At 39.1% G+C, this 14450-nt stretch carries 9 protein-coding genes; 6 read left to right on the forward strand and 3 right to left on the reverse strand.

The window, feature by feature from the left end; genetic code table 11:
• The first annotated feature begins 11 nt into the window (after window positions 1-11).
• Both ACMX3D_RS13605 and ACMX3D_RS13610 read left to right on the forward strand, forming a co-directional pair.
• Complete coding sequence (locus ACMX3D_RS13605; RefSeq protein WP_482751929.1) at window positions 12-2003, forward strand: serine/threonine phosphatase; 1992 nt, start codon at window positions 12-14, stop codon at window positions 2001-2003.
• A gap of 77 nt (window positions 2004-2080) precedes the next feature.
• Window positions 2081-3340, forward strand: coding sequence for a protein kinase domain-containing protein (locus ACMX3D_RS13610; protein WP_482751930.1), 1260 nt, complete (start codon window positions 2081-2083; stop codon window positions 3338-3340).
• A 101-nt stretch (window positions 3341-3441) separates the two neighbouring features.
• Here ACMX3D_RS13610 and ACMX3D_RS13615 read toward each other — a convergent pair whose 3' ends face one another.
• Window positions 3442-3660: a DUF4327 family protein gene (locus ACMX3D_RS13615; RefSeq protein WP_062291811.1), complete on the reverse strand. Its 219-nt coding sequence runs from the start codon at window positions 3658-3660 to the stop codon at window positions 3442-3444.
• 672 nt (window positions 3661-4332) lie between these two features.
• Here ACMX3D_RS13615 and ACMX3D_RS13620 point away from each other — a divergent pair.
• From ACMX3D_RS13620 to ACMX3D_RS13630, 3 genes are all read left to right on the forward strand, one after another.
• Window positions 4333-4722 (forward strand): tetratricopeptide repeat protein, encoded by a 390-nt coding sequence (locus tag ACMX3D_RS13620; protein WP_482751931.1) that lies wholly within the window; start codon window positions 4333-4335, stop codon window positions 4720-4722.
• A gap of 52 nt (window positions 4723-4774) precedes the next feature.
• On the forward strand, window positions 4775-8368 hold the full coding sequence (locus tag ACMX3D_RS13625) for a glycosyltransferase family protein (RefSeq protein WP_482751932.1): 3594 nt from the start codon (window positions 4775-4777) through the stop codon (window positions 8366-8368).
• 108 nt (window positions 8369-8476) lie between these two features.
• The gene (locus tag ACMX3D_RS13630) at window positions 8477-10606 is read left to right on the forward strand and encodes an O-linked N-acetylglucosamine transferase, SPINDLY family protein (RefSeq protein WP_482751933.1); all 2130 of its coding nucleotides are present in this window, start codon (window positions 8477-8479) and stop codon (window positions 10604-10606) included.
• A 59-nt stretch (window positions 10607-10665) separates the two neighbouring features.
• Here the strand turns inward: ACMX3D_RS13630 and ACMX3D_RS13635 are convergent, their stop codons facing one another.
• Window positions 10666-12936, reverse strand: coding sequence for a RelA/SpoT family protein (locus ACMX3D_RS13635; protein ID WP_482751934.1), 2271 nt, complete (start codon window positions 12934-12936; stop codon window positions 10666-10668).
• A gap of 283 nt (window positions 12937-13219) precedes the next feature.
• On the opposite strand from ACMX3D_RS13635, the gene patD reads away from it, so the two are divergent.
• Window positions 13220-13579 carry a heterocyst frequency control protein PatD gene (patD, locus tag ACMX3D_RS13640; RefSeq protein ID WP_482751935.1) on the forward strand — a complete coding sequence of 120 codons (360 nt, stop codon included), beginning with the start codon at window positions 13220-13222 and terminating at the stop codon, window positions 13577-13579.
• 283 nt (window positions 13580-13862) lie between these two features.
• Here patD and ACMX3D_RS13645 read toward each other — a convergent pair whose 3' ends face one another.
• Window positions 13863-14447: a TetR/AcrR family transcriptional regulator gene (locus tag ACMX3D_RS13645; RefSeq protein ID WP_482751936.1), complete on the reverse strand. Its 585-nt coding sequence runs from the start codon at window positions 14445-14447 to the stop codon at window positions 13863-13865.
• Window positions 14448-14450 lie beyond the last annotated feature (3 nt).

Consider the following 14450-nt stretch of genomic DNA (forward strand, 5'->3'; position numbering starts at 1 on the left):
GAACTTCCACTATGCTGATTTGCCCTCAGTGTAAATTTGAAAACCCCAACGCTAATAAATTTTGTCAAAACTGTGGCACCTCCCTAACTCATCATGTTTGTCATCAATGTGGTACTGATGTACCATTAAATGCCCAACATTGTGATAACTGCGGTGCAGAGTCTGGAAAAGTGTGGTGGGCAATTATTACTAAAGAAGGAAGTGGGGACTGGGATTTAGGCAGTTGGCAAGATGATCAGGATGATTTACCAACTTTACCTCTTTCCACGGAATTGACTCTACCACTTTCTGCTAGACCCGTGTTGAAAGCAGGTTCTTACATAGATAAAGAAAAACGTTATCAATTGTTAGAAGCCCTGCCAATCTCAGAGGAAAATATAACCCAGACAGAAGTTTGTGTTCGTGTCTTAGATTGTCAGCCGTATCAAATATCGCCTGTCGAAGCAATATTAGAAAACATCAATCAAGGATTGTTAACTTCATCTGGCAAAGAAATTGGTGTTCCTAAGTTTGCCAAGGCTTATGTAGAATTACATGCGTTAAATCAACCAGGAATACCAGTAATTCATGATGCTTGGCAGGAAGGCAACACCCAGGTTGTGCTAATTGAAGACCGTTCGGATTGGCCAAGGTTAATCGAACTGTGGAAAGAAGACACAACAAGTTCGTTACAAATTTTACATTGGTTTTATCAAATGACCCAACTTTGGGCAGTGCTAGAGCCAGTTAAATGCCGTCAAAGTTTGCTGGAGTTGTCGAATCTGCGAGTGGATGAAGACCAAACACTGGCGTTAGAAAGATTGTATGTAGATTTTGAGGCAGATATAACAGCAGAAGACGAAACATTGGCACTAGCAGAACAGCCTTTTAGTTTGAAAGCATTGGGGGATGTTTGGCAGGAATTATTTAGGCAGTCCCAACGCACACAGTTTGGTGCTGTATTGCAGATTTTGGAGGATTTGGAACTCAGGAAAATTCAAACTATCCCTCAGTTGCGATCGCGCCTAGAAGCGATCGCCACAGAACTAGAAACATCACCGATTCCTAGTTTTTCCCCAACAGCAAACCAAATTCCTACAGCACCCACCGTCATTCAGTTAGAAGATGAGGTAGATGAAGATAGTTTCGCCAAAAGCGACGACTTACCCACCATTGTTCTGTCAATGCAATTAAGCAGTCTCGAAGATGTCGGACGCACAGACGTAGGTCGTCAACGTCAGCACAACGAAGACTACTTTGGCATTGAAACTAAAATTGAGAAGCTAGAATTACCCAAAAACCGAGTTTTACAAGCCCGTGGTTTGTATATTCTCTGCGATGGTATGGGTGGCCATGCTGGTGGTGAAATAGCTAGTGAATTGGCTGTTAACACCGTGCGGCAATACTTTCAAGAACATTGGAAATCTGACAAGCGCCCAACTGAAGAAAATATTCGCGAAGCAGTTTATTTAGCTAATCAAGCAATTTATCAGCTAAATCAACAAGATGCCCGTTCGGGAGTTGGGCGTATGGGTACTACCTTGGTGATCCTTCTCATCCAAGATACCGAAGCAGCAGTTGCCCATGTGGGAGATAGTCGCCTCTACCGCTTAACTCGCAAACGTGGACTAGAACAACTCACCGTAGATCATGAAGTTGGTCAACGAGAAATTGCTCGCGGAGTCGAAGCCAGCATCGCCTATGCTCGTCCAGATGCTTACCAATTAACTCAAGCTTTGGGGCCACGTGACAAAAGCGCTATCTACCCTGATGTTGAGTTTTTTGACATCAATGAAGATTGCCTGCTAATTTTGGCCTCTGACGGTTTATCAGATAATGATTTACTAGAAACCCATTGGAAGACTCATTTACTTCCTCTGCTAAGTTCTGGCGCTAACCTGGAACAGGGTGTCACCGAATTAATTGATTTGGCAAACCAAGAAAATGGTCATGACAACATTACTGCAATACTTGTGCGGGCAAAAGTGCGCCCAAACATGGAAAGTATGAAGTCTGAAGTATGAAGTCTGAAATTTTCCCTTAAGCCTTCCTACTCCCTGTTCCCCACTCACTACTCCCTATTTTTTATGCAGGTTTTATTGTGGTTATTGTGACACTGTTAGAACCGCAAAACAAAACGCCACTCAAACAGTGGTGCTTTGAGAATTCCACCGTGATTCGGATTGGTCGAGCGGTGGACAATCATGTGGTTTTATCTGATAGTTTGGTTTCCCGACATCATCTAGAACTCAGGCAAGTCAGTGCTGGTAGTAATGAAGAATCTTGGCAGATATATAGCCAAGGTACAAATGGTACTTTCCTCAATGGCATTTTAGTTATTCAAAGTCCGCTACCTAATAATGCCATGTTGCAACTGGCACAGGGAGGCCCAATACTGCAATTTCAAATTCAAGAGGTTTCGCCCGAAAGTAGTGCAGAGTCAGAAAAATGGGCTGCATCAGTGTCTGCAAATCAAGACCCTGCTAGAGCAGCTTACACTTGCACTCATGAAGGTAATTCTCCAAAAAATTTGTTTTGCATCCATTGTGGTCAACCTCTATCAGTGCAACAGACAATTCGTCAGTATCAGGTATTGCGCACTTTAGGCCAGGGAGGTATGGGTACAACTTATTTAGCTTGGGATACAAAAGGTTGGATGACGGGAAATCCGCAACTTTTGGTCTTAAAGCAAATGAACGCTGATATGGCTAAAATTGCCAAAGCCCAAGAATTATTTGAGCGGGAAGCTCATACGCTAAAATCTCTCAATCATCCTGGAATTCCCAAGTATTACGACTTTTTTGTGGAAGGTGGCAAAAAATACTTGGCTATGGAATTAGTGCATGGGCAAGATTTGGAAAAACGAGTCCAGCTAACTGGGCCTGTCACGCCAAGCCAAGCGATCGCCTGGATGATTCAAACCTGCGACATTTTAGACTATTTGCATAGCCAAGAACCACCACTAATTCATCGTGACATTAAACCCGCTAACCTGATGGTGCGCAATGCCAATAATCATATAGTGGTGTTAGATTTTGGTGCTGTTAAAGAAATTGGCACGACACCAGGCACTCGAATTGGTGCAGAAGGTTATTGTGCGCCTGAACAAGAACGCGGACAACCTCTGATTCAATCAGATTTATATGCCATTGGGCCGACACTAATTTTTTTGCTGACTGGGGAAAACCCTTTCAAGTTTTTCCGCCAAAAAGGACGTAATTTTCGGTTTGATGTGGCAAACTCTCCCACGATTACACCCCAAATTAGAGAGGTGATTGAACGTGTTACAGAGCCTTTGCCACGCGATCGCTATCAAACCGCTAGGGAATTAGCCGCAGCATTGGCCGCTTGCAAAGCTTAGGTGCTATGGATGAGGAAGAATGAAGGCTAAAGTATAAAATTAATTTCATACTAGCCTGCGGCAAGCCGCTAAAAGCGTCTACACACTTCATCCTTCATACTTTATTCCTCATCCCATGCTTCTACAGCCAGTAGTTCACTGATTGGATCTTGCATACTGAAGCCGAAGTCTAACAGTTCCTGTTTCCAGTGCTGCCAGTCATTGCCGTAAAGGAAGGCAATTTTCCAAATGCTATCAGTTGGTTTGATGATATTGGATTCTACGAGTGATTGCACGTTACGCTGCAATTTCACCATTGGGTGAATTACTTGCTGAGTCATAACCTAGATTGATTTTCAGATTTCGTTTGGGTAAATGCTTAATCAAAACTGCTTTCCGCTTGGCAATTTTTATCGATGCGTAGAGCGTTGGAATTGGTAAAGCTAGTCTTAACTTTCTAAATATACCATAACAAACTCTACTTATTTTTGGCAAAATGCGGTTTTGTACGGTAATTACCACCACAAAACTGAGAATTTTACCAAGTACTCATCGTGTGTGCGTCACGAAAAAATCAGCCGTTTTGAAAGTTGCAGTGATAACACAAGTTAAACTTGCAGATTTTTATGTACTTCAGCCATCAGTATGTGAGTATTTGTTGATAAAACAACGATTTTAGGCTGATGTGAGGTTTTTAAAGCACGGTGAAGGAGGGTTTACCGCGTATATTTAAACGTAGTATACAATACCGCAAGCATGGAAACCGTAGACAAGCTTAATTATTACAAAAATTTATAAGTTATTAATTTTTTTACAGAAATTATGCGGTAGCTGAGTTAGTTTTCTTCAAAAAGCAAAACCAAAGATAGATTTATTTCTTTTATGCGTAAGATATTCCACTCTAGGATTATAAAAACTTTACAACCTAGATGATAGTTTCTCTAGGGTGCTGGGTACTCTCATAACTGGAGGCTTGCTGGTATCTCAGTATTTCTAACAGCAACCATTAGAACATGTCTAGCTCTGGGGATGATTATATTATTTCCCGTCAAAAGAAAATTGAGCGAAAGAAAAGGATTTTAACAATCGTAGGGATAGGCTCGTTTGTGGGTTCAACGGTATTTGGTGTGATTAATGGAGTACAACAAACACATCAGCAGCCCCACCAGACAAACAATGTATCTGTTGAGTCTACTTTACAGCAAGAAGTCCAGGGTTATGAGCTGGTTTTGCAACGAGAGCCAAACAACCAACTTGCTTTAGAAAAACTAGCTTTAGCTCGACTGCAATTAAAGGATACCAAAGGTGCGATCGCGCTGATGGAAAAGTTAGTCAAACTACACCCTGAAAGACAAGATTATAAAGCTGTATTAGAGCAGGTAAAAAAGCAGCAAGGTAAGTAATAACGAGCTTCATTTTTAGAGAAATATTGTAATTATTTAGGTATAAACATATATGACAAAAAAACTTACTCAGTCTAATATCTTAGAGTGCCAAGAAAAATTTAATCTTTCTTACCATGTAAACTTTGCTTTATGGTGTGAAGAAACAGTAGGGTTTGCTGGTAAAAATGTTTTAGAGGTCGGCGGAAGTCTACCTAAAGAATTTGTCTTTGATTATTTACATGTTAAATCTTGGACTGCTGTTGAGTCCCCTGAATATGAAGATGCTCTTAAAGGAGTTAGCAATATTTCTCAAGCATCAATCTTGCCTCATTTAGCTGATAATGAAAAACTGGATTTTACTAATAAAAATACAAATATTAATAAGTACCGATTTTATGCCGCAAATATAGAAGAACTACCTCCTGATTATTACAATCAATATGATTTAGTTTTTTCGATAGCTGCATTTGAACACATTCATAAGTTTCCTACAGCTTTAGAAAAAATGTTTTTAGCTTTAAAACCGGGAGGTCAGCTTTTTTCTGTTTTTTCTCCTATTTGGTCTGCTCATGACGGGCATCATTTACCCCTAATTACAGACACCAAAGGAAAAAGTTTTGATTTTCATAATTCTCCTATTCCTCCTTGGGGACATCTACTCATACGTCCTCCAGTACTTTGTCAGCACCTTTATCAATTCATAGATAAAGAAACTGTGGATTTAATAATGTACCATGTTTATAATTCTGGACATATTAATCGTTTTTTTACGGAGGACTATGTAGAGTTTATTAATCAAAGCCCCTTTAAAATTCAACGTATTGAAGGAATTGGGATAACTACAATTCCTTCAGAAATTCAAAATAAATTAGAAGAGCTTCATCCAGGAAGAACACATTTTGCGAACAATGGCTTATTAGTAGTATTACAGAAAGAGCTTAGTAGTTTAAATGAACAAATACTATTACAAGTAAAAAATAATCCATCCATATCACTTAGCTCGTCTCCAAATGTAACTCATACAACACAAGCAAATGAATCTCCAGCTAATAAGTTATCTATTAGTAAAACACCACAAAATAAACAACGTATAGATGTAGTGTTACAAGCCACTGGCGTTCATGGATGGTCTTTTTCACAAGGTTGGGTAAATACTTTACAGCGCGAAGGTGTGCTAAATCGAGTATTTCGACCAGTTGCTGGATGGGGTGCAGAAGAACCTTTAGATGATGATGGTTTATTTGAATATCTCCAAAATCCGCAGGCAGATATTATTTTAATGCTGGGTTTTGACTGGCATTCTCAACCACTACATAGTACTCTTAAATGGCAAGAAAGATGGCATCAATCCCCAATAACTAAAATAGCAACTGTTCAGGAGTGCCATTCAACAAATGTAGTGCAAAATACTCCTGTATGGCAGCAGCAAATGTACCAAGCTATTGCAAGTGTGGTTCCTTGTGTAGATGGTTTGATTTGTAATCATGAACCTGATGTAGATTTCCTGAAACAGCAATTAGGTATCTCTCTGCCAATGATGTTCATGCCATTTGCTATTGATTCAGAATTTTTTAGAATGAATAAGCCATTTTCAGAGAGATTAAATCGAGGCTTATTTAGAGGTAACACGCCTCGTTACTTCACGGAAGAATCATACAAAGAACGTCATAGATTAATAGAAGCTTTAAGTCAACATCAGAATGTAGATTTATTTTCCAATAATCTACAACATGATAGAAATCCTGTAAAAATTTTAGAAGAATATGTGCAAGAAATTAATGAATATCGGCTAGTTTTAAACTTGCCATCTAATTCACCAACATTAACTGCACGTCCATTTGAAATCATAGGATGTGGTAGTTTGCTTTTACAAAATAAAATTACTGGTGTTGAATCTCAGAAATTACTCAAAGATTGGGAACATGCTGTCTTTTATGACGGTGATAAACCAGAGGATTTAATAGAAAAAATTGAATACTTGATATCGAATCCAGATTTGGCTGAAAAGATTGCTATACAAGGCTATAATTTATGCCATGAGTTACATACTCTTAAATGTAGAGTTACAACACTTATAGACTGGGTAAACAATAATATTCCAGCTAGAGAGCGCATTAATCCATTAGTTAATCTAAGTGAAACAAGTAATGCACTGGGTAGATTTTTTTCAGATGCAAATACAGGTTTTACAGTTATTATTGATGGAGTATTTTTCCAGCTTTACCAAACTGGGATTGCACGTGTCTGGAATTCGTTGTTAGAAGAATGGGCAAATAGTGGATTTGCTAAATATATTGTTGTACTTGATCGTGGTAATACAGCACCTAAAATTTCTAGAGTTAGGTATTTAGATATTGCCAAATATGATTATAACCATACTCAAGCTGATCGAGAAATGTTACAGCAAGTATGTGATGAATTAGGTGCTGATTTATTTGTATCTTCTTACTACACAACCCCATTAACAACGCCTTCTGTATTCATGGCTTACGATATGATACCAGAAGTGCTGGGATGGGATGTGATTAATAATCCTATGTGGCGAGAAAAGCATTTAGCAATTCAAAGTGCATCCTCTTACATAGCTATTTCCCAACAAACGGCGCGTGACCTTAGTAAATATTTTCCGGAAATTTCTGTAGACTCTGTAACTGTAGCTCATTGTGGAGTTAAAAATACTTTTTCGCCTGCAAAAGCAGAAGAAGTTAATGCTTTTAAAGCGAAGTATGGTATTACAAGACCTTATTTTATTTTAGTTGGTGCGGGAAATGGTTATAAGAATAGTGGTTTATTCTTTCAAGCCTTTTCTCAACTTGCTAGTAGCTATGGATTTGATATTGTTTGTACAGGCAGTGGCGGGATATTAGCACCTGAATTTAGAGCTTATACATCAGGTAGTGCTGTTTATATGTTGCAGCTTACTGATGAAGAATTAGCAACAGCTTATTCTGGTGCTGTGGCATTAGTTTATCCTTCTAAGTATGAAGGTTTTGGTATGCCTGTAGTTGAAGCGATGGCTTGTGGCTGTCCGGTAATTACTTGTCCTAATGCTTCAATTCCAGAAGTAGGAGGAGAAGCGGTAATTTATGTGAAAGATGATGATACAGATGGACTAGCAAATGCTTTGTTTGATGTGCAGAAACCTAGAGTTCGTCAAGTATTAATTGAGGCTGGTTTAGCTCAAGCGCAAAAGTTTTCTTGGACAAAGATGGCTAACATAGTCAGTTCTGCTTTGATTAACGCCAGTTTATTACCTTTAAATCTCAAGGAAATTAATGTAATTATTTTTCCTGATTGGTCGCAATCAGAAGAATTAATTGGTTTAGAATTGGAATCAGTAATTAAAGTGATCGCAACTTATCCTGATAGCCAAAAAACCACTCTATTAATTATCACAAGTAACATAACTACTGAGGATGCAGAACTGTTACTTTCTGGTGTTACGATGAATTTGTTAATGGCAGAAGATTTGGATGTTAGCGAAGGTTTAGAGATTTCTTTGGTTGGTAATTTAGCCGATATCCAGTGGCAAGCTTTATTACCTCAGATCAGCAGCAGAATTATCATAGAACATGAAGATAAAGCAGCTTTAGCAGAACTAGCATTAGAATCAATACCAGCATGTGAGCTAGAAAGCTTTATTAATCAAGTTTGTGTTTTTTAAAGCATTAGTAAGTACTAAATAGTTTCAAATTTATTGTGAGTGCTTTAACATTAAAGCACTCACTGTAATTTAAAAGGTATATTGAAATTATCAGCAGGAGTTTATCAATTGATTACTACAACAGAAGAATTAATACCTGATTTATGTAATGTGAAGACAACAAGTAATATCAATGTAATTATCTTTCCTGATTGGTCACAATCCGAAGAGTCTCTTTGTCTAAATTTAGCAAGGATGATTCAGGCAGTTAATAATCATCCTGACAGTAATCAAATAACACTAATTATAGATAGTAGTAATATTCCTGAAGATATAGCTAATTTAGTTTTGTCTAGTGTATTGATGAATCTGATCATGGCAGATGATTCTGATATTAGTATAGGATGTGAAATTTCTCTCCTGATCAATTTAGATGCTTACCAGTGGGAAATGTTAGCTTCTCAAATCCATGCACAAATTATTTTCAACGATGCACATCAGGAAAATTTATTTTATTCGCAAGCTGATAATATTCCAGTATATACAGTAGAAGAATTCTGTAATATATCGATAGTTCAACTTATTTGGGATTTAGGTAATAGATTATTCCAAAAAGAGCAATGGCAAGCTGCGATTGCTCAGTATCAAAAACTGCTAGAGTTACAATTACATGATTTACAAATTTACTGGCAATTAATTCACTGCTATAGAAACTTAAACTTAATCAATGAATATTTTATCACCCTACAGCAAGCTATTGAACTATACCCAACAGAAGGTAGCTTACATTTTTTATTAATTATTGATTTACGTCGTAACGGTCGGATACAAGAAGCAATTGCTAGTGCTGAAAATGCTTGTAACTGCCTCCCAGATGATTATACTTTTAAACTTCTAAAATATTTAACAGTTCCCAGTATTTATGATAACGAAGCTGAAATAGCTTTTTATCGCCAGCGTTACACCCAAGGATTAAAAGATTTAATTGCACAAACCAACTTGCATACTCCAGAAGAAAAAAACAATGCTTTAGTTGGTATTGGTCGGCTGACAAACTTTTATCTATCTTATCAAGCACAAAATGATAGAGAATTGCAAAGTCAATATGGACAATTAGTGCATGAAATTATGGCGGCTAACTATCCTCAATGGGTTGCGCCTTTATCTATACCTAATCTCCAGCCACAGCAAAAAATTCGCATTGGGTATATTTCTCATTTCTTACATTCTTATAGCGGAACATTATGGTTAACTGGCTGGCTGCGTTATTGTAATCATCAACTTTTTGAAATTTACTGTTACTATACAGGCAATGATCCAGATCCAGTCACACAACAATTTCAAGAATACAGCGATATTTTTCACCATATTCCTCATAACTTACCAGGAGTTTGTGAACAAATAATTGCTGATAATTTACATATTTTAGTGTTTCCAGAAATTGGTATGGATCCGCAAACTATGCAAATAGCTGGACTGCGGCTTGCGCCTGTACAATGTGTAGCTTGGGGACATCCGGTAACAACAGGCTTACCAACAATTGACTATTTTTTATCTAGCGAGTTAATGGAACCAGAAAATGCACAAGAACATTATTCTGAAAAACTAATTCGCTTACCTAATATTGGTGTATCTTACCCGAAACCTTATATTCCACCAATCATCAAAACTCGCTCAGATTTTCAGCTTTCAGATGATGCGGTGATTTATTTATGTTGCCAAGCACCATTTAAATATTTACCACAATATGATTTTATTTTGGCGGAAATTGCTCGACGTGTTCCGCAAGCTAAATTTGTATTTTTGCGAGGAACTTTACTCAAGCCGCGTCTTCAACGTGCTTTTGCTGCTATTAATTTGGATAGTGAAGATTACTGTGTATTTTTGAGTATCCCAGAACGCTTAGATTATCTGATGATTAATTTACTGTCAGATGTTTATTTGGATACTTTTACTTGGTCTGGTGGTAATACTACCTTAGAAGCGATCGCTTGCAATCTCCCCATTGTTACCTGTCCAGGAGAATTTATGCGTGGTCGTCACTCTGATAGCTTTCTCAAAATGCTGGGAGTGACCGACACCATCACCGAAAATGAGGCAGAATATATTGATATTGCCGTCAAATTAGGACTTAACCCAACTTGGCGAAACCACATCACTGAAAAAATGAGTCAGCGTCATCATTTATTATTTGATGATCAGGCTTGTGTTGCAGGTTTAGAAAGTTTTTATAGGAAAGTGCTGAGTCTTGAGTGCTGAGTAAAATTATTTACCCCTATCATCTATCACCTGTCACCTGTCCCCTGTCCCCTGTCCCCTTACTCCTCAGCCTGACCAACGCGCCGAATGTTGATAATGTCGCTCATTTTTTTAATTTGGACAAACACTTGTTCTAGTTGCGGGCGATCGCGTATATCTATACCTAAGTCCATTAATGCTGGTTGTCCACTAGCTGTTTTGACTTGGGCATGACGGACGTTGATCCCTTGGTCGCTCAAACGTGATAAAATATCTTTCAAAACGCCTACACGGTCAAGAGCTTCTATTTGGATATTGACAGGGTAAGTGTGGGGACGAGAACTATTTTCTACAGATGAGTTCCATTTTACTGGTACTAAGCGATCGCCTTCCACATTATCTAAATTGTGACACCCTTGACGATGGATGGAAATTCCCCGACCGCGTGTGACTACGCCAATAATTGATTCTCCAGGGATCGGCGTACAACACCCAGCCAGATGATACACCAAACCTTCCACACCCACAATTGGCGAATCGCTGGCACGGGAACTACTGTGAGGTACATCTCGTAAAGCTTTGGCTGTTGCTGATGATTCTTTTGGTACAAATGGCGGTATAATCATTGTTGCAGGTTGCTGTGCTTTCACAACTTCGCGCCAGCGGTTGAGTACCAAATTCAAAGTAACTTCGCCATAACCCAAAGCTGCGAGTAAATCTTCCACGCTGTGATAGTTGCATTTTTCGGCGACAGTCTGCATTGCATCTGATTTCAACAGATTATCAAAGCCAGTTTTACCGAGTTCTTTTTCTAACAATTCTCGGCCACGGGCGACGTTTTCTTCGCGGCGCGATCGCTTGTACCATTGCTTAATCCGGTATTTTGCGGTGGATGTTCTGGCAAAATTCAACCAATCCAAACTCGGATGGCTATTCTTTTGGGTAATAATTTCGACAATATCGCCATTTTGCAGTCGGGTTGATAAAGGTACTATGCGCCCATTTACCCGTGCGCCTGCACAATGATTACCAACTTCTGTATGGATACGATAAGCAAAATCTATGGTGGTAGAACCAGGATTTAAAGATACAACATCACCTTTGGGAGTGAAGACATAAACATCATCTTCAAATAAGTTATCTTTGACACTATCTAAATACTCTTGTGCATCTTTCAAATCGCTTTGCCATTCTAACAGCTGCCGTAACCAAGTAAACTTTTCATCGGCTGCGGTCAATGTACTATTAGAACCACCTGTTTCTTTGTACTTCCAATGGGCTGCAATACCATATTCAGCGATACGGTGCATTTCCAGGGTACGAATTTGGATTTCTAAAGGACGACCAGTTAAACCAATTACCCCAGTATGCAAAGATTGATAACGGTTTGGCTTGGGTAATCCGATATAATCCTTAAATCGGCCGGGAATCGGGCGAAAAGCGTCATGAACGACAGCTAAGGCTCGATAGCATTCTTCGTTAGTTTGTACAATAATTCGCAGTGCTGCTAAATCATAAATTTCATGAAATTCCTTTTGCTGTCGTTGCATTTTTTGATAAATGCTATACAAATGTTTAGGACGACCGCTAATATCTATGCAGCGAATTCCGGCTTGTTGTAAACGTTCTCGTAAAATTTCTGTAGCTTTGGCTAATTTTTCTTCTCGCGCTGTGCGTTTTTCCGAAACGTGCTGTTGAATTTGGCGAAAAGCTTCTGGTTCTAAATATTTAAATGCTAAATCTTCTAGTTCCCACTTAATATGCCAAATACCCAAGCGGTTGGCTAAAGGTGCAAAGATATCTCGTGTTTCTTGGGCGCTGCGACGGCGGCTTTCTTCTGACATGTATTGCAGAGTTCGCATATTATGCAAACGATCTGCTAACTTGACTACAATTACTCTGATATCTTGCGCCATTGCCAAAAACATTCTGCGGAAATTTTCGGCTTGGCTTTCGGTTTTACTTTTGAAATTAATTTTAGAAAGCTTGGTGACACCTTCGACTAACCGCCGTACTTCTGAGCCAAATAGCTCTTCTATTTCTTCAATTGTGACATCTGTATCTTCAACTACATCATGAAGAAAACCAGCTGCTATCATAGCAGGACTACCCCCTAAGTCACGCAGCAAACCAGCTACGGCGACGGGATGATAGATGTATGGTTCTCCAGATTTGCGAAATTGTCCATGATGGAGTTGATAGGCAAATGAAAATGCTCGACAAATTAACGATGCATCATTCTGCCTGCGGTCTTCTGGTTCGACACTTCTAGGTGATGACTCTCGTAAACACTTGTTTAGCCATTCTGGAAGTGTAACGTCAATTGAAGTACTAGTAGCTATGCCGCTCATACAAGAGGTGATCGGTGGATAGTAGAGATGGACAAAATTTACAGCATCAACGGTTGATGATCCTGTATCCCTGGTGGGGGTGGTAAATGCAGTGTGAGGATGATCACTAAATTGCCTGTGTAATCATCCATTTTCGGTTTTAATAAGCATAAGCTTGAAAAACCATAGATGGCGAATAAAGCCTCAAAGGGGGATTTGAGGCTTGTGATAGAGATAATGGTTCAAGAAGATATACTGTAGAAGAAAAATTTCTTGTCATTAATACTATCTTAAATGGCACTAGATGTCTTTAAATTGTCAGAAATATCAAGCGCTTGCAAACTTATTAGTGCAATTACGGTCTGATATCGCTGCTGTGCAACTTGACAAAACCCAACTGCGACAGCGTGTTGTTGAGTTACAGCAGTTATTTCAACGAGAAATTGTACCTTTAGCAGCAGAAGACTCAAAAGAGCAGTCTTATCGGACGGAAATTAGCAAACAACTGCGCTTATTGGAAATTGATGTCACATTTTTCCAAGGCGCACGACAGGCTGCAACGGCACAAGCAAGACTTCAAACCATTGGCGATCGCCTCACTACTCTAATTCAATATTGCCACGCAATACTGCAACAAGAGACACCAGAAGTCACGGAAGATTAGTTTGTCTGTCAAGTTTTGCCGTTAAATTGATCAGGATCAAAGAAATCTGATTGCCAACATAGTGGCTTTAGGTTTATGAAGATTTAATGCTGATATTTAAGTATGCTTGTCATTTGTTATTGGTTAATAAGGGAACAGGGAACAGGGAACAGAAAGAAACAACCTGTTGCCTGTTAAGCTTTCCTCCTGATGACATCTCACTGTTGCCCGTTGCCTCTTCCCTGTTGCCTCTCTCGAAGAGAGTTGAATAAAGTACGAAATTTCACACTTCAGACTTCATACCTCATACTTCATAACCGACACCTTTAATTATCAGTTCTACTGTCTGGCGCATATAGCTGGCTAATGGTTCTGGAGTAGGTTTAAAGACCAAGGCGTAATATAGTGACCCACTCACTAGGTCGATAATTAAATCAATATCCGCATCCGGTTGAATTTCTCCTCTAGACTTGGCACGTTCCATGACTTGTGCAAAAGCATCACGGCGGGGTTTGGTATATTTTTTCCAGTAAACTTGGGCAAATTGCGGATTGCTAGAGGCTGTACTAATAATCAAGGCGAGTGTCTGGCGGCCCAGGGGACTTTGGATTCTTTTTGCGGCATTGTTGATTACAATATCCATATCTCCCCAGAAACTACCAGTATCCGGTATTGATACATCTTCTCGCAGACTTTCTATCGCATCTGCAACTAATTCTTCTTTGGATGTGTAACGCCTGTAAATTGTTGTTTTACCAACACCAGCACGAGAGGCGATCGCTTCTATACTCATGCTTTGGTATCCGATTTCTGCTAGTAAGTCTAAGGTTGCTTCAAGAATTGCTTGGTCTACGTGGGTACTACGTGGTCTACCAGAGGGATTATTCATAGA

Source organism: Anabaena sp. TISTR 8404 (genome assembly GCF_056847745.1).